We start from the raw sequence: 14,857 nt of genomic DNA, 5'->3' as shown, positions 1-14,857 counted from the left end.
AGACCATGAAAAAATTCAAACCCACTCTAGTCGCGCTCACCCTGCTGTGTAGCGTCATGGCTCCCGCTGCCTGGGCGGTAACTGCCCAGTCGTGGAACCTGGCCCGGGACATGTACATCGCGACGCAGAATGCAGCACCCGATTCGCCCTGGTCGTTCATGCAGAACAAGACCGCCGTCAATGCCGCGGCCAACTACACCCCGATGCCGACCTTCGTTGCAGACTCCTGCAGCGGCGCCAACGTCACCTGCTGGCGGGACGATGCAACGGGTGCCTACGTGAGTGTTATCAAGAAGAGTTTCACGTTCACCGGCTCTGGTGGCAGTTTCGTCTTCAAGCAAGGTGAGGTGGCGACCCATCCGGGAGCCGAAAGCCAGAGCATCGTGCGCTGGGCCAGCCCGATCGCCGGCAAGATCAACGTGCTTGGCCGTGTGAACGACCTGCACAACGCTTGTGGCGATGGCATCACATGGTCACTCAATCTCGGGGACAGCGTGTTGCAGTCGGGCAATCTGGCCAACGGCGGCAGCGCTGTCATCAAGGCAAGCGACGTCGAGGTGTCCACCACCTCGATGCTCTATCTGGTGATTGACAGGAAGGTCAGCAATGCGTGTGACGCTACCAGTCTGGATTTGCTGGTTACCAACTGACTCCCGCGGCGGGCATGCAGTCAATGCGCCGCCCGCGCACCAGATCCTGCGGTCCGGTAGCTGTTGCGTGAAGGCCGTGTGGTTTCTGGACAGCCCAAGGCCGCAACTGGCCTTCTCATCAAGGAGAACACTATGCCTACCTTTCCACGGGCCATGCCCGTGACCGACGGTGCGTCATGATCGGCATGGACCGCCGCACGGGATTGCCCCTGTCGGGCGTGGCCCACCTGCGTCAATCCATCGAAGACATCCTCACCACGCCGCTGGGCAGCCGGCGCATGCGCCCGGAGTACGGCAGCCAGCTGCGCCGCTACGTCGACCTGCCGGTCAACGAAGGCTGGAAGAGCGCAGTGCAGGCCGAAGTGGCCCGCGCCCTGGGGCGTTGGGAGCCGCGCCTGAAGCTGGAGCGGGTCAAGGTCGTAGCCGTGCTCGACGGCCAGGTCAGCCTGGCCCTGAGCGGCCGTTATCTAGGCGATGACGCCCTGGTGGAGGTGACTGTATGAGCCAGGTCGACCTGTCGAAATTGCCCGTTCCTCAACTGCTCGAAGATCTCGACTTCGAGGCTCTGTATCTGGAGGACCTTGCCAGCTTTCGCGCCCATATGGGCAATCGCTGGACCGCCAAACTAGAAAGCGATCCAGTGATCAAGCTGCTGGAGGTTGGCGCTTACCGCAAGTTGCTCAATCGGGCGCGGGTCAACGACGCGGCCAAGGCTTTGCTGTTGGCCTACGCCAAGGAAGGCGACCTCGACCAGCTGGCAGCCAATGTCAGCCTGCAACGCCTGGTTATCCGGGCCGCGAACCCGAACACGATCCCGCCGACCGAGCTCCTCCTCGAGTCCGACGACGCGCTACGCGAAAGGGTGCAACTGGTATACGAGGGGCTGACCACGGCCGGCCCGCGCAACAGTTACATCCTCCATGCCCGCAACGCCTCGGGACGGGTCGCCGACGCCACCGCCGAAAGCCCGTCGCCTGCGGTGGTAGACGTCACGGTACTGAGTCTGGACGGTAATGGTATGGCCGGCCCGCCACTGCTGGCGCAAGTCGCCAACTACCTCAACGACGACGATATCCGCCCGGTTGCTGATCGGGTCAACGTGCGCAGTGCAGAGATCTTGCCCTATCGCGTCGAGGCGGTGCTGCACATGGCTGACAGTGGCCCGGAGTACGAAACGATACTCGACGAATGCCGACGGCGCCTGGAGCTGTGGGTCAACCCACGGCGACGATTGGGCGTCGAGGTAGCCCGCTCCGGTGTCGACGCACAGTTGCACATCGAGGGCGTGAGCCGGGTCGAACTGGTGAACTGGACCGATATTCGCCCCACCAAGGCACAAGCAGCCTGGTGCACCGGCATCGACCTCAAGCGCGGTGGCTGACATGGATACGCTCTTGCCGCTCAACCATACGCCACTGGAATACGCTCTGCAGGCGGCTGCAGACGAAGACCTCAAGGTCAGCCTGCGTACCCTCTACAACCCGGATACCTGCCCGGCGCACCTGTTGTACCAGCTGGCCTGGGCCTGGTCGGTGGATCGCTGGGACGACCGCTGGAGCGAGTCGATCAAACGCTCGGTGATCCGCTCGGCGTTCTTCGTCCACGCCCACAAGGGCACCCTCGGCGCTCTCAGGCGGGTGGTCGAGCCGTTCGGCTACCTGATCGAAGTCGAGGAGTGGTGGCAGACGCAGCCTGCCGGGGTGCCAGGAACATTTGCCTTGAAACTCGGGGTAACTGACGCCGGCATCAGCGAAGAAACATACAACGAACTGTCGTCGCAGATCGACGATGCCCGACCGGTCAGCCGCCACCTGACCGGCCTGGTGATCAGCCTCGAAAGCCGTGGCGCCTTCTACCTGGGCTGCGCGTTGCAGGACGGCGATGAACTCGACGTCTACCCACCGGCGCCCCCTGACCTCATCGTCAGCGGTGCGATCGGACGCGGTGGCCGGGAACACACAATCGATACCTTGGACATTGCACATGGTTGACCAGAATTCACAGTTCTACGCCATCCTCACCAAAGTGGGCGCGGCAAAGCAGGCCAACGCGGATGCCTTGGGCATTCCGTGGAAAATCACCCAGATGGGGGTGGGCGACGCCAATGGCCTCGACCCCACGCCTAATGCCACCCAGACCAGCCTGATCAACGAATGGCGTCGCGCACCGCTGAATCAGCTCAAGGTGGACGACAAGGACAGTTCGGTGATCGTCGCCGAGCAGGTCATCCCCGCAGAAGTAGGAGGGCGTTGGATCCGCGAAGTCGCGTTGTACGACGCTGACGGCGACATGGTCGCCGTGGCCAACTGCGCACCCACCTACAAACCGCTGCTTAGCCAGGGCTCGGGCCGTACCCAGGTGGTACGCCTGAACCTGATCGTCAGCACCGCCAGCCTGGTACAGCTGAAGATCGATCCTGCGGTTGTCCTCGCTACCCGTGAATGGGTCACTGAGGAGCTGGCCAGGCAGGACTTCAAGTATTCGGTGCAGGCTGCCACCACCGGTCCCATCACTTTGAATGGGTTGCAGACCATTGATGGGGTCGCGCTGCTGGCTGGGGCCCGGGTACTGGTGAAAAATCAGGCAGCAGCCAAGGACAACGGCTTGTACCAGGTCGGTGCAAGTGCCTGGGTTCGCAGCAGCGATGCCAATACCGATGCCAAGGTCACACCTGGCTTGCTGGTGCTGGTGGAGAAGGGCACGGTCAATGGCGACAGCGGTTGGCAGCTGGTCACCGATGCAACGATCACATTGGGTGTGACGGCCCTGGCGTTCGAGATGGCGTTTGGCCGCACTGGTGTAGCTGAGGGTACGTATCGGAGCGTGCAGGTCGATAAGTATGGTCGTGTGGTTTCGGCGGGCAATCCGACCACCGTGGCGGATTACGGCATCACCGACGCCTATACCAAGAACGAAGTCTTCACCCGGGCGGAAACCTCGAATGCCGTAGCGCAGGCGGTTGCGGCCCTGGTTGGTTCGGCACCGGCCGCGCTGGACCAGCTCAACGAACTGGCGGCCGCGATCGGCAACGATCCGAACTTTGCTGCCACGATGGTCAACGAGCTGTCGAAGAAGGCCACCATCGAGCAGGTCAATGCCATTGCTGGCCTGACTGCCGGCCATGTCGCCCACTTCGCGATGAGCGTGCCACCAGCGGGTTGGCTGAAGCGTAACGGTGCTGCGGTTTCGCGCGTGACCTATGCGCGCTTGTTCGCGGTCATCGGTACCCAGTTTGGCGCCGGTGATGGCTCGACGACGTTCAACCTGCCTGACGACCGTGGCTATTTCGACCGTGGTTGGTCGGACGGCCGCAATGTTGACCCTGGTCGGGCGTTGTTCACCGACCAGGCCAGCCAGAACCTCGAGCACGCCCACTCCGGGGCCACTTCGGCCGCAGGCGCCCACGCGCACGTGTCCCTGCTGGTGAGAGAACGTATCGCTGCGGCAATGGTCACCAGTGGCGGTAACGCCGTGCTCGGTGATGAGATGGGCGATGGCGTGAACGCAGTCAACACCGACACGGCGCCGGCCCATGCCCACAGCTTCGTCACCAGCGTCAGCGGCGGCAACGAATCCAGGCCGTTCAACCGGGCCTATCTGGCCTGTATCAAATATTGAGAGTGCCCATGACCGATCAAATCAATCAAGGCGCAGTGGCTGCGGTGCAGTTCTACCAAGCTGTCGCCGCCGCTTGGTGGCAACAGGCCGGTGTCGTTGCCCCCCTGGTGTGCAACGTCGACCCTGCCAGTGGTGAGTTTCTCGGAGCCTGCGCGGCCGATCCCAGCCCGCTCGAACCCGGAATCTGGCTGATACCGGCCCATAGCTATTCCATACAACCGCCTGAGTTGAAGGCCGGTTTCGCCGCCATCGTCACGCAAGACGGCAAGCACTGGGACCAAGTGGTCGATCATCGAGGCGTAACGGTGTATCGCACCGCCGACGGTGAGGCGCAGGCCTGGTCCAGGCTGGGCGAGCTGCCTGAAGACTTCACGCTGCAAGCACCGACCTCGGACTTCGACATCTGGAACGGCAGTGCCTGGGTTATCGACCACGTGGCCAGAGGCAAGGCGCTACGCCAATCGGGCGCCCACAAGCAGGCACTGTTGGTCCGATATGCCACGCTGCGCATTTCCACCTTGCAGGACGCCGTTGCGCTGGAAATGGCAACAGATGCCGAAGCAACGGCGTTGACAGCCTGGAAACGCTACCGGATCGAACTGAACCGGTTGGACCTCTCGGACACAGCGCCAACTGCCGAAAGTTGGCCGTCCTGCCCTGACGAGACGGCGGCTGCCGACTGGCTGATCAGCCAAGGCTTCGAAGAAGTCGCCTAAATCTGAGCGCCCGCAGCGCCGGGTGTTTTCCTACACCGATCCACCCCTTCCAGGCCCTGCACGCGCAGGGCCTTTTCACACCTGAACCTGGAGCAAACCTACATGAGTGGATTCTTCCACGGCGTCACCGTGACCAATGTCGACACGGGTGCCCGCAACATCGCGTTGCCTTCGTCCTCGATCATCGGCCTGATCGATACCTTCACCGAAGGCCCGGGCGTCACCGCAAAGGCCAATGATCTGATGCTCATCACCAGCGAGCGCGAAGCAGTGGCTGCGTTCGGTGGCAATGCCGCCATCACCAAGGCCTGCCGCGCCGTCTTCGCTCGCGCCAAGGCGGTTATCGTCGCCTGTGGCGTGGCCAAGCTGGATGACACCGCCGAACAGATCTCGGCGATCATCGGTACCGTCGGTATCAACGGCAAGCGTACCGGCCTGCAAGCGTTGCTCGATGGCAAGAGCCGATTCAACGCTCAGCCGCGCTTGCTGATAGTACCGGGCTACAGCTCGGTCGACACCATCGCCACAGCCCTGGTGACCCTGGCCGACAAACTGCGTGGGATCGCCATCCTGGATGGTCCCAACACCACCGAAGAGCAAGTGCTTGCCTACGCCAAGCAGTTTGGCGCCAAGCGGGCCTTCATGGTCGACCCCGGCGTGCGCTATTGGGACAACGAGGCCCAGGCCACCGTCGATGCACCGGCGTCGGCCTGGGTCGCCGGCCTGTTCGCCTACACCGACCGTGAGTACGGCTTCTGGGCCTCGCCGTCGAACAAGGAGTTAGTCGGCATCACCGGCACCACCCGCGCCGTGGAGTTCCTCGATGGCGACGACACCTGCCGCGCCAACCTGCTGAACAACGCCAACATCGCCACCATCATCCGCGACGACGGCTTCCGCCTGTGGGGCAACCGCACCCTGTCGAGCGACCCGAAATGGGCCTTCGTCACCCGCGTGCGCACCATGGACATCGTCATGGACGCGATCCTCTACGGCCACAAGTGGGCGGTCGACCGTTCCATCACCGCCACCTACGTCAAGGACGTCACCGAGGGCCTGCAGGCCTTCATGCGCGATCTGAAGAACCAGGGCGCGATCATCAACTTCGAGGTCTTCGCCGATCCGGAGCTGAACACCGCCAGCCAGCTGGAGCAGGGCAAGGTGTACTGGAACATCCGCTTCACCGATGTGCCGCCTGCCGAAAACCCCAATTTCCGCGTCGAAGTCACCAACCAGTGGCTGACCGAAGTCCTCGATTCCGCCGCTTAAGGAGCGCACCTACATGGCAATGATTCCCGAAACACTGGCCAACCTGAACCTGTTCGTCGATGGCGTCAGCTTCCAGGGCGACGTGCCCAGCCTGACCCTGCCCAAGCTCACCCTGAAGATGGAAGAGCACCGCCCCGGCGGCATGGACATGCCGGTCGAGATGGACCAGGGCATGGAGAAGCAAGAAGCCGCCTTCACCACCACCGGCGTGCGCCGCGAGTCGCTGAAGTTCTTCGGCCTGGCCGACGGCACCGCCTTCAACGGCACCTTCCGCGGTGCCTTCAAGGGCCTCAAGGGCAAGATCAACCCGGTCATCGTCACCCTGCGCGGTTCGCTGAAAGAGATTGACATGGGCGACTGGAAGTCCGGCGACAAGGCTGAAATCAAGCACAGCGTCGCCGTTACCTACTACAAGCTCGAAGTCGATGGCCGCCTGGTCTACGAAATCGACGCCCTGGGCATGAAGCGGGTGATCGACGGTGTCGACCAGCTGGCCGCCCAGCGCGCCGCCCTGGGTCTTTAAGGAGAACGCTCGATGGCTCAAGCGAAGAAACTGCCGCAATGGCTGACCGTCAACGCCGAGCGCGTGACCGTGCGCCTGTCGCGCCCCAGCGAAACCAATGGCGTGCAGGTCGATAGCCTGTCTCTACGCGCGCCGACCGTGCGAGACATCCGCAACGCACAGGCTGGTGGCGTGGCTGACGACGAGCAGCGCGAACTGAACTTGTTCGCTTCACTCGCCGAGGTTGGCGTCAAGGACCTCGAGGGCCTGGCCCTGAAGGATTACAGCCGCCTGCAGACGGGCTACTTTCGCCTGGTGCAGGACGACGAGGTTTGACCCTGCGCGGCAGAAGGCCGCCGCCAGGCGGCTGGCCAAGGAGCTGAACTTTTCTGCCAGTGAGATCATGACCATGTCGTTCAGCGACATGGTCTGGTGGCTGGCGGATTGAAAGGGGAGACACGGATGGCGAACAGATCAACGACAGCGCTTGGCGCAGTCGGTGTAAACGTCCCGGAACATGCGGGGTCGTTGGAAGGGCTACCTGGCCGCACGGTACCCATGAGAGAGCTGGGAAGGACTCAGCGGCTTGCCGAAGTCGGCGGCGGGGGAAGCACTGCCCCGCCCCCGCAAGGGGCGATGGCGCTACAGGGCGAGGATACGCAGGCCGAGTCCTTGAAAGTACAGCAACAGCAGGTCGGGCTGCTTCAGCAGCACAAGGCACTTCTGGAGCGCTCCCAGGGCGCCCGGTCGACCCAGCCGGGGCCTGAGTTACTGCCCCTGGTCGGCCAGGCGGCGCGCGATGTCGCCTCGTCGCTCCTGATCGCGGGCGGTGGTTACCTGGCGGCGAAGGGAGTCGCACAGGCTCAGGCGGCGATTGGCAAGGCTCGAAATGGGCTGGTCGGCTCGACTGACAGCAATGGACAACCTGGCGCCGCCCAGGGCAGCGCATCTGTCCGTCCGGGTACCCTGTACCTGCCAGCCTTGGTCATTGGCAGTACCGATGGTGCGCCAGGCAGCGAGGATTACCCGCTTGGCGCGGACGCGATGCCGGCCCCGCTGCCGCGGAGTGATGGACCAGGGCGTTGGGCGCAGGCGCTACAGGCCGGGAAGTCGGCTACCGGCATGGCTGGGCTGGATGCGTTGACGAAGTTGGTGTTTACGGCGACCACGGCTTCCACTCCGGAGCAGAGGGGGGAGGGGGAGGGTGCCGCCGCCGGTGGTTTCCTGGGGGCCGTGTCAGGGGCCATATTGGGCGCGGGCCTCAAGCTGGGCGCCCCTACGGCCTCGATGATGCTCGGCTTTGCCGGCGACAAGGTTGGCGGTGTGGTGGGCAAGGAGCTGATGGCCAGGCCCGACAGCGCAGCGCACAGTGCTTCCGTGGCGGGCGTAGGCAACGGGCAGTCGACGCCGTCAGCAGACGCTGCGCCGCCATCGGCGTCGAGTACATCGTGGGGCACCTTGGCCAGCGCCCTGGGGATAGGCGTGGGGGCTGCAGCCTACAAGCATCGTGGCCGTTTACGCCGTCCCGGACGTGGGGTTGGTCTGGACGAACCTTATCCGCTAGGGGCGGATGCCGGACCGTCACCTTCCGGTATCAATCCACCACCTGGGCGTTGGGCCAGGCTGACGGGAGCTTTCAAGGCGGCTGGCAAGCTGCCTTGGCTGGAGGCCGGGGTAAAGGGGGCATACACCTATGCCACGGCCAAGACGCCCGAGGAGAAGGGGGCGGGTTATGGTGGTGCGATTGGCGGAGCGGTGGGTACGGTGCTGGGGGGGATGCTTCTCAGTGGCGTTGTCGGTCCGCCAGTTGCGATGCTGATCGGCAACATGGTTGGCGACAAGATCGGTGGTGTGATCGGGGGATGGGCTGGAAAGACATTCTTTAGCGCCTCTGACGAACTTCGCAAGAGTCCCCGGCAAGCAATTTCCCTGGGCGATCCGCGGCAGATCACCCTCGCTCCGAAGGGCGAGGTGCTCGATGGGCAGGTCGGCACACGGATTGCCAGACAATTACTGGCGCCATCGCAGGTGGCGCATTCCAAGCCTCGGGCGGCAGTCGATGCGCGCCCCGCTGGTGGTGTCGAGGTGCCGCTGGCGATAGGGCCTGGAGTGCTGATTGGTGCACCTGTGGGCAAGTATTTCTCCGAGCGCGCCGCCGAGTTCAAACCTCAGGAAACCAGCGTACCTGCTGGGCCGCTGGCGCTGCCCGATGCAGGGCCGCGCCCGGTGCATAGCCAAGGCTTGGCCACGCAGCCCGTCAGCCAGCAGCTCACGTTCACCGCGAACATGCCTATCACCGTGCAGGGCAGCGTGGACGCACCCAACCAGCTCACCCAGCAACTCGAAGAGGCGGTCCGACGTGTCATGCAGGACCTGCAAAGGCAGGCCTACAACGCACAGCTGGCCGATCATCCCAATCCATTCTGACAGGAGGATCCATGACCTATATGGAGCAGCTGCAAGCCACGCTGCACGCCCTGGTCAAGGCAGGAGAAGCAGGGCGTCGGCATGCCGGCGCCATGCTTGATCCGATGAACGACGCGATCGGCCATGTACAGGGCGCGGTCGTCGTGCTGGAGGGGCTGCCAGTGGTTGGCCCGTTCATCGCCGCCAAACTCCAGCGCACGATGCGCGCGATCACGAATGCCCAGTCTCGGGTTGCCAAGGTAGCGGCCAGGTATGAGCAGACGCTGGCCGTGGTACGCCAGGTACGTGATCGCATCGATACCTTCGCCGGGCATATCGCCAAGGCCGGCACCGCCATAAAGCGGTTGGTAAAGGAGTTACCCTCGGCCGTCAACGGCATGCTGTCGACACTGGGCTTCGCGCCTGAGGCGACGCCGGCTGCCGAAGCTATAAAGCCGTTCCCGCACCTGCTGGTGCTGCAACCGCTCAAGGCGGGCGCGGCGCCTTACTACTTCAACCTCGACACCGCCGCCTTCGACCAGTTGCGCCGGCAGACTCGTTTCCGTTGGGCCGGCCAGGAGCGGCTGAGCCGCGACACCGCGCAGCAGGCGGTGAGCCTGGGTGAAGAGACCATCAGCATTCGAGGGGCGATCTTCCCCGGTTTCAAGGGTGGCCTTGGCCAGTTGCAGACACTGCGCAGCATTGGCCGCCAGTTGCTGCCACTGTCGTTGACCACTGGCTACGGCGAGGTGCTCGGTACCTGGTGCCTGACCAGCATCGAGGAAGAGCAGAGTGTCCTGCTGGCTGGCGGCATTCCGCGCAAACAAGGATTTTCACTGGAGTTCGTGAGCTATGGCCAAGACCTGCACAACGTCTGAGGGCGACCTGCTCGATACTCTCTGCCAGCACTATTACGGCCATCTTTCCGGCACGGTCGAGGCCGTGCTGGATGCCAACCAGGGGCTGGCGGACGAGGCGCAGCCGTTTCGCGCCGGGGTGAGGATCCTGTTGCCGGAACTGCCGATGACGACGAGCGAAACCTTGCAACTGTGGGACTGACATCGGAGCCTCAATCGTGCAACCCCAATTCCGTATCACCGCCGACGGCAATGACATCACCAACCTGATCAACGACCGTCTGCTGCTGCTGCGCACCACTGATAAACCTGGCCTCGAGTCGGACGAATTCGAACTGCGCATCGATGCCCGTGACGGCAACGTGGCGCTGCCGGCCAGGGGCGCGCTGCTGGAGGTGCACCTGGGCTACGCCGGCCAGCCTTTGAGCCGCCTGGGTCGCTACACCGTCGATGAGGTCGAGCTGTCGGGCCCGCCAGACACCCTGGTGATCCGCGGCAAGGCCAGCGACCTGCGTGGCAGCGGCAAGACCATCCGCAGCGGCAGTTGGGAGAATACGACGCTGCAGGGCATCGTCGCCGAGATCGGTGCCCGCAACGGTTGGCAGGCGGTGTGCCCGGTGGCCGTGCAGGTGCCGCGGATCGACCAGTACAGCGAGTCGGACTTCAACTTTGTCACCCGCCTGGCGCGCCTGCACGACTGCACCGCCAAGCTCGCCAATGGGCAGCTGCTGGTGCTGCCGCGCCAGGGTGGACATAGCGCCAGCGGCAAGCCGCTGGACGTGGTGGGCATTACACGCAACCAGGTCAGCCAGTGGCAGTTCCGCCTGGCCGACAAGAGCACCCACAAGGCCGTCAGGACCCGCCACCAGGACAGCGCCAGCGGGCGCCTGCAGGCGGTGGAGCTGGTCAATGGCGATGCCCCCGACGGCCTGCAGCCGGTCTACACCGACCGTCACCTGTACCCCAACCGGGCGGCGGCGGAACAGGCCGCCCGTGCCCGCCTGGCCAGCTTCAACCGCGACACTGCCAGCGTGCGCCTCGACATGCCTGGGCGCACCGACCTGTTCGCCGAGCGCGCCATCGATGTCCAAGGCTTCCTCGCCGGGCTCGATGGCCTTTACCTGATCGAGTCGGTCGAGCAGGTGTTCACCAGCAGTGGCTGGCGCACCACCGTGCAATGCAATGGTGGGCGCCAGGGCAAGGCCAGGGCCAAGGGCTCCGCGCCCAGGCGGGTGGGGACGCTCAATGCCTGAGGCGTGGTGGAGACGGTTTCCCGGTGCCTGCGGGCAAACGCGCTTCCTATAGTCGCTTCTTGCTACTCAATCGCGCTTCAGGATCACCGTCATATGTTCATCGACCTTCGCTGTGGCCAGTGCCGCAAGCTGCTGGCCCGCATCACCCCGGTTTCCGAGCTCCAGATCAAGTGCGGCCGCTGCCGTACCTTGAATCATGTGAAAGCCGCGCGCTTCGAGCCATCGCCCATGAGCGAGCCACTGGCGGCATTGGCTGCCGTTCGATCCGATCGCAATGGAGAATGCGCCGATGCCGCTCACTGAACAGCAACTCAAGCAGATCTACCCACTTGCCGGCGCGCGCGTCGCCACTTTCTTGCCGGCGCTGAACACGGCCATGGCCAACTGGGAGATCGACCACCCTAAGCGCATTGCCGCGTTCCTGGCCCAGGTCGGCCATGAGTCCGGCCAATTGCGCTATGTGAAAGAGCTGGGCAACGACAAGTACCTGGCCCGCTACGACACCGGCATCCTGGCCCTGCGCCTGGGCAATACGCCCGAAGCTGACGGCGATGGCCAGCGCTACTGTGGCCGTGGCCTGATCCAGGTGACCGGGCGTAACAACTACCAGGCCTGTAGCCGTGCGTTGTTCGGTGACGAGCGCCTACTGGCGCAACCGCAGATGCTCGAGCAGCCGCGCTGGGCCTGCGAATCGGCGGCCTGGTTCTGGCACTCGCGTGGGCTCAACGCCCTGGCCGACCAGGGTGAGTTCAACCGCATCACCCGGCATATCAATGGCGGCCTGAACGGTTTGTCCGAACGCCTCGAACTGTGGGCGCGGGCGCGGGAGGTGTTGTGCTGAGCCGCCTGCAACTGGCGGTGTGCATCGGGCTGATGGTGTTGTCTGCTGCCGTGGCCTGGCAGGCGCAGGGCTGGCGCCTTGGTCGCCAGCTGGCCACACAGGAACAAGCTCTGGTGCAGCAGCGCCTGGACCAGGCCGAGGCGCTGCACGGCATGCTGCTGGCCGAGCGCGAGCAGCGCCAGGGCCTCGAACAACGCCTGCACGACAATGAAGCGAAACATTTCCAGGAGTTGACCGATGCCCAGCACGCTCAGGCTCGCCTGCGTGACCGCCTTGCTACTGCCGATCTGCGCCTGTCGGTCCTGGTCGAGCGCGACACCACCTGTGCCCCAGTGCCTGCCGCCACCGGCGCCGGCGGCGTGGATCATGGCCCCGTACGCGCCCGACTTGACCCGGCGCATGCTCGACGAATTGTCGCCATCACCGACGAGGGCGACCGTGGACTGATCGCCTTGCGGGCGTGTCAGGCGTATATCCGTGCACTGGCCCCCTGAGCGCTTGCCAGAAGGGGCGGGAGTGGTAGGGTAGGGCGCAGTCTTGCCAGGAGCCCACCATGGACCCGATCACTGTTCTCTCCACCCGCCTGGGTGAACACCTGCGGCGCTTCAATGCCCAGGTGACCACCGCCGAGTCCTGCACCGGTGGCGGCATCGCCGAGGCCATCACCCGTATCCCCGGCAGTTCGGCCTGGTTCGAGGCCGGCTACGTCACCTACTCGAATGCCCAGAAAACCCGCCAGCTAGATGTACCCGAAGCGTTGTTCGCCGAGGTGGGCGCGGTCAGCCAGGAGGTGGTCGAGGCCATGGTACGCGGCGCCCGGGCTGCCAGCGGCGCGCGCTTTGCGGTCGCGGTCAGCGGCGTGGCCGGCCCCGACGGCGGTTCAGCGGCCAAGCCGGTGGGCACGGTGTGGCTGGCCTGGGCCGACGGCGACCACGTGAGCAGCGAGCGGCGCCACTTCGACGGTGACCGCGAAGCGGTGCGGCGACAGACGGTGATCGCCGCGTTAGACGGCTTGTTACAGCTTGGCGCGGAGTAATTCGCCCGACGGGGGTTTGCGGAAACGAATCCCTGTGGAATAATACTGGCTACTTATACAGTTATTCCGGCCGTCAGGGCCACGTCGAACACGTGAGGATTTCAATGGACGACAACAAGAAGCGCGCCTTGGCTGCGGCCCTGGGTCAGATCGAACGCCAATTCGGCAAAGGCGCGGTCATGCGCATGGGCGACCACGAGCGCCAAGCGATCCCCGCCATCTCCACCGGTTCCCTGGGCCTGGACATCGCCCTGGGCATTGGTGGCCTGCCGAAAGGCCGTATCGTCGAGATCTACGGCCCGGAGTCTTCGGGTAAAACCACGCTGACCCTGTCGGTCATCGCCGAAGCCCAGAAGAACGGCGCCACCTGCGCCTTCGTCGACGCCGAGCACGCCCTGGATCCTGAGTACGCCGGCAAGCTGGGTGTCAACGTCGACGACCTGTTGGTCTCGCAGCCGGACACCGGCGAGCAGGCCCTGGAAATCACCGACATGCTGGTGCGCTCCAACGCCGTCGACGTGATCATCGTCGACTCCGTGGCCGCGCTGGTGCCCAAGGCCGAGATCGAAGGCGAGATGGGCGACATGCACGTCGGCCTGCAGGCCCGCCTGATGTCCCAGGCGCTGCGCAAGATCACCGGTAACATCAAGAACGCCAACTGCCTGGTCATCTTCATCAACCAGATCCGTATGAAGATCGGCGTGATGTTCGGTAGCCCGGAAACCACCACCGGCGGTAACGCCCTGAAGTTCTACGCCTCCGTGCGCCTGGACATTCGCCGTACCGGCGCGGTCAAGGAAGGTGATGAGGTGGTTGGTAGCGAAACCCGCGTCAAGATCGTCAAGAACAAGGTCTCGCCGCCGTTCCGCCAGGCCGAGTTCCAGATTCTCTACGGCAAGGGTATTTACCGCAACGGCGAAATCATCGACCTGGGTGTTTCCCAGGGCTTGGTTGAAAAATCCGGTGCCTGGTACAGCTACCAGGGAAACAAGATCGGTCAGGGCAAGGCCAACGCCGCCAAGTACCTGCAAGAGAACCCGGCCATTGGTAGCGAGATCGAGAAGCAGATTCGCGACAAGCTGCTGACCGCCGGTGCCGCCGCCGCTGCAGCAGCGGCCGCCAAGGCCGGTGCTGCCGAAGCCGATGCCGATGATCTGGCTGACGCCGACGCCGGTTATTGATCTGCCTCCATGTCTGTCGTACTCGACACCCCCGTCGCCGTTCGGCGGACAGCCATGAACCTGCTCGCACGCCGCGAGCATGGTCGCGTGGAGCTGACCCGCAAGTTGCGTCAACGCGGTGCTACCGATGAGTTGATCGAGCCTGCGCTCGATCGGCTTGCCGAGGAGGGGCTCCTCAGCGAGGCCCGCTACCTTGAAAGCTTCATACGCTATCGTTCCGGCTCAGGCTATGGCCCTGGGCGTATCCGTGAGGAGCTTGGTCAGCGAGGTCTGGACCGTGGCGATATCGACCAGGCACTGCGTGACAGCGAAGTGGACTGGGCGTTGCGGTTGAAAGAGGTGTGGCAGCGCAAGTTCTCGGGGCAACTTCCCCATGAACCACGCAGCCGCGCACAGCAAACGCGCTTTCTTGCCTACCGTGGGTTTTCCATGGAAATGATCGGCCGGCTGCTTAGCGGGCGCGATCTTGACGATTATTGAAGCGTGACCAGCATTGATGGCCCACATGGCTGACCCCGACCGGGGCCA

At 64.1% G+C, this 14,857-nt stretch carries 19 protein-coding genes; all 19 read left to right on the top strand.

What is annotated here, in order from left to right:
* Window positions 1-5 precede the first annotated feature (5 nt).
* The 19 genes from C3F42_RS10085 to recX all read left to right on the top strand — a co-directional run bounded on the left by C3F42_RS10085 (window position 6) and on the right by recX (window position 14,809).
* Window positions 6-650 (top strand): hypothetical protein, encoded by a 645-nt coding sequence (locus C3F42_RS10085; RefSeq protein WP_094010113.1) that lies wholly within the window; start codon window positions 6-8, stop codon window positions 648-650.
* Between the two features lie 176 nt (window positions 651-826).
* Window positions 827-1,153, top strand: a complete 327-nt coding sequence (locus C3F42_RS10080; RefSeq protein WP_094010112.1) for a GPW/gp25 family protein — start codon at window positions 827-829, stop codon at window positions 1,151-1,153.
* Entirely contained in the window at window positions 1,150-2,031 is an 882-nt protein-coding gene (locus tag C3F42_RS10075) for a baseplate J/gp47 family protein (protein ID WP_094010111.1), read from the top strand. The genes C3F42_RS10080 and C3F42_RS10075 overlap by 4 nt, the downstream gene beginning before the upstream one ends.
* A 1-nt stretch (window position 2,032) precedes the next feature.
* On the top strand, window positions 2,033-2,641 hold the full coding sequence (locus tag C3F42_RS10070; RefSeq protein WP_094010110.1) for a phage tail protein I: 609 nt from the start codon (window positions 2,033-2,035) through the stop codon (window positions 2,639-2,641).
* On the top strand, window positions 2,634-4,268 hold the full coding sequence (locus tag C3F42_RS10065; protein WP_094010109.1) for a phage tail protein: 1,635 nt from the start codon (window positions 2,634-2,636) through the stop codon (window positions 4,266-4,268). The genes C3F42_RS10070 and C3F42_RS10065 overlap by 8 nt, the downstream gene beginning before the upstream one ends.
* 8 nt (window positions 4,269-4,276) lie before the next feature.
* A complete protein-coding gene (locus C3F42_RS10060; protein WP_094010108.1) occupies window positions 4,277-4,984 on the top strand; it encodes a tail fiber assembly protein in 708 nt (235 codons plus the stop codon).
* Window positions 4,985-5,086: 102 nt separating this feature from the next.
* A complete protein-coding gene (locus C3F42_RS10055) occupies window positions 5,087-6,253 on the top strand; it encodes a phage tail sheath family protein (protein ID WP_094010107.1) in 1,167 nt (388 codons plus the stop codon).
* A 13-nt stretch (window positions 6,254-6,266) separates the two neighbouring features.
* A complete protein-coding gene (locus tag C3F42_RS10050; protein ID WP_023628885.1) occupies window positions 6,267-6,776 on the top strand; it encodes a phage major tail tube protein in 510 nt (169 codons plus the stop codon).
* A 12-nt stretch (window positions 6,777-6,788) separates the two neighbouring features.
* A complete protein-coding gene (locus C3F42_RS10045; protein ID WP_094010106.1) occupies window positions 6,789-7,091 on the top strand; it encodes a phage tail assembly protein in 303 nt (100 codons plus the stop codon).
* 336 nt (window positions 7,092-7,427) lie between these two features.
* Window positions 7,428-9,182 (top strand): hypothetical protein, encoded by a 1,755-nt coding sequence (locus C3F42_RS10040; RefSeq protein WP_143067512.1) that lies wholly within the window; start codon window positions 7,428-7,430, stop codon window positions 9,180-9,182.
* An 11-nt stretch (window positions 9,183-9,193) separates the two neighbouring features.
* On the top strand, window positions 9,194-10,039 hold the full coding sequence (locus C3F42_RS10035; RefSeq protein ID WP_094010104.1) for a phage tail protein: 846 nt from the start codon (window positions 9,194-9,196) through the stop codon (window positions 10,037-10,039).
* Window positions 10,014-10,220 carry a tail protein X gene (locus C3F42_RS10030; protein WP_023628890.1) on the top strand — a complete coding sequence of 69 codons (207 nt, stop codon included), beginning with the start codon at window positions 10,014-10,016 and terminating at the stop codon, window positions 10,218-10,220. Before C3F42_RS10035 ends, C3F42_RS10030 begins: the two co-directional genes overlap by 26 nt.
* Before the next feature lie 16 nt (window positions 10,221-10,236).
* On the top strand, window positions 10,237-11,271 hold the full coding sequence (locus C3F42_RS10025) for a phage late control D family protein (protein WP_094010103.1): 1,035 nt from the start codon (window positions 10,237-10,239) through the stop codon (window positions 11,269-11,271).
* 93 nt (window positions 11,272-11,364) lie between these two features.
* Window positions 11,365-11,574, top strand: coding sequence for a Com family DNA-binding transcriptional regulator (locus tag C3F42_RS10020; RefSeq protein ID WP_023632757.1), 210 nt, complete (start codon window positions 11,365-11,367; stop codon window positions 11,572-11,574).
* Window positions 11,561-12,112, top strand: coding sequence for a glycoside hydrolase family 19 protein (locus C3F42_RS10015; RefSeq protein ID WP_094010102.1), 552 nt, complete (start codon window positions 11,561-11,563; stop codon window positions 12,110-12,112). Before C3F42_RS10020 ends, C3F42_RS10015 begins: the two co-directional genes overlap by 14 nt.
* A gap of 32 nt (window positions 12,113-12,144) precedes the next feature.
* Window positions 12,145-12,606 (top strand): lysis system i-spanin subunit Rz, encoded by a 462-nt coding sequence (locus C3F42_RS10010; protein WP_052062245.1) that lies wholly within the window; start codon window positions 12,145-12,147, stop codon window positions 12,604-12,606.
* 59 nt (window positions 12,607-12,665) lie between these two features.
* Window positions 12,666-13,148: a CinA family protein gene (locus C3F42_RS10005; protein WP_038705579.1), complete on the top strand. Its 483-nt coding sequence runs from the start codon at window positions 12,666-12,668 to the stop codon at window positions 13,146-13,148.
* Between the two features lie 104 nt (window positions 13,149-13,252).
* Complete coding sequence (gene recA, locus C3F42_RS10000; protein WP_028690616.1) at window positions 13,253-14,329, top strand: recombinase RecA; 1,077 nt, start codon at window positions 13,253-13,255, stop codon at window positions 14,327-14,329.
* A 9-nt stretch (window positions 14,330-14,338) separates the two neighbouring features.
* Window positions 14,339-14,809 carry a recombination regulator RecX gene (gene recX, locus C3F42_RS09995; RefSeq protein ID WP_104444366.1) on the top strand — a complete coding sequence of 157 codons (471 nt, stop codon included), beginning with the start codon at window positions 14,339-14,341 and terminating at the stop codon, window positions 14,807-14,809.
* Window positions 14,810-14,857 lie beyond the last annotated feature (48 nt).

This window comes from Pseudomonas sp. PONIH3 (assembly GCF_002934345.1).
Classification (GTDB): domain Bacteria; phylum Pseudomonadota; class Gammaproteobacteria; order Pseudomonadales; family Pseudomonadaceae; genus Aquipseudomonas; species Aquipseudomonas soli.
The sequence above is the reverse complement of the archived record's forward strand: the minus strand, read 5'-3'. Positions and strand labels throughout refer to the sequence as shown.

Coding starts and splice junctions, on each gene's coding strand:
- C3F42_RS10085 (WP_094010113.1), top strand. CDS start 6: ATGAAAAAATTCAAACCCACTCTAGTCGCGCTCACCCTGCTGTGTAGC.
- C3F42_RS10080 (WP_094010112.1), top strand. CDS start 827: ATGATCGGCATGGACCGCCGCACGGGATTGCCCCTGTCGGGCGTGGCC.
- C3F42_RS10075 (WP_094010111.1), top strand. CDS start 1,150: ATGAGCCAGGTCGACCTGTCGAAATTGCCCGTTCCTCAACTGCTCGAA.
- C3F42_RS10070 (WP_094010110.1), top strand. CDS start 2,033: ATGGATACGCTCTTGCCGCTCAACCATACGCCACTGGAATACGCTCTG.
- C3F42_RS10065 (WP_094010109.1), top strand. CDS start 2,634: ATGGTTGACCAGAATTCACAGTTCTACGCCATCCTCACCAAAGTGGGC.
- C3F42_RS10060 (WP_094010108.1), top strand. CDS start 4,277: ATGACCGATCAAATCAATCAAGGCGCAGTGGCTGCGGTGCAGTTCTAC.
- C3F42_RS10055 (WP_094010107.1), top strand. CDS start 5,087: ATGAGTGGATTCTTCCACGGCGTCACCGTGACCAATGTCGACACGGGT.
- C3F42_RS10050 (WP_023628885.1), top strand. CDS start 6,267: ATGGCAATGATTCCCGAAACACTGGCCAACCTGAACCTGTTCGTCGAT.
- C3F42_RS10045 (WP_094010106.1), top strand. CDS start 6,789: ATGGCTCAAGCGAAGAAACTGCCGCAATGGCTGACCGTCAACGCCGAG.
- C3F42_RS10035 (WP_094010104.1), top strand. CDS start 9,194: ATGACCTATATGGAGCAGCTGCAAGCCACGCTGCACGCCCTGGTCAAG.
- C3F42_RS10030 (WP_023628890.1), top strand. CDS start 10,014: ATGGCCAAGACCTGCACAACGTCTGAGGGCGACCTGCTCGATACTCTC.
- C3F42_RS10020 (WP_023632757.1), top strand. CDS start 11,365: ATGTTCATCGACCTTCGCTGTGGCCAGTGCCGCAAGCTGCTGGCCCGC.
- C3F42_RS10015 (WP_094010102.1), top strand. CDS start 11,561: ATGCCGCTCACTGAACAGCAACTCAAGCAGATCTACCCACTTGCCGGC.
- C3F42_RS10010 (WP_052062245.1), top strand. CDS start 12,145: ATGGTGTTGTCTGCTGCCGTGGCCTGGCAGGCGCAGGGCTGGCGCCTT.
- C3F42_RS10005 (WP_038705579.1), top strand. CDS start 12,666: ATGGACCCGATCACTGTTCTCTCCACCCGCCTGGGTGAACACCTGCGG.
- recA (WP_028690616.1), top strand. CDS start 13,253: ATGGACGACAACAAGAAGCGCGCCTTGGCTGCGGCCCTGGGTCAGATC.
- recX (WP_104444366.1), top strand. CDS start 14,339: ATGTCTGTCGTACTCGACACCCCCGTCGCCGTTCGGCGGACAGCCATG.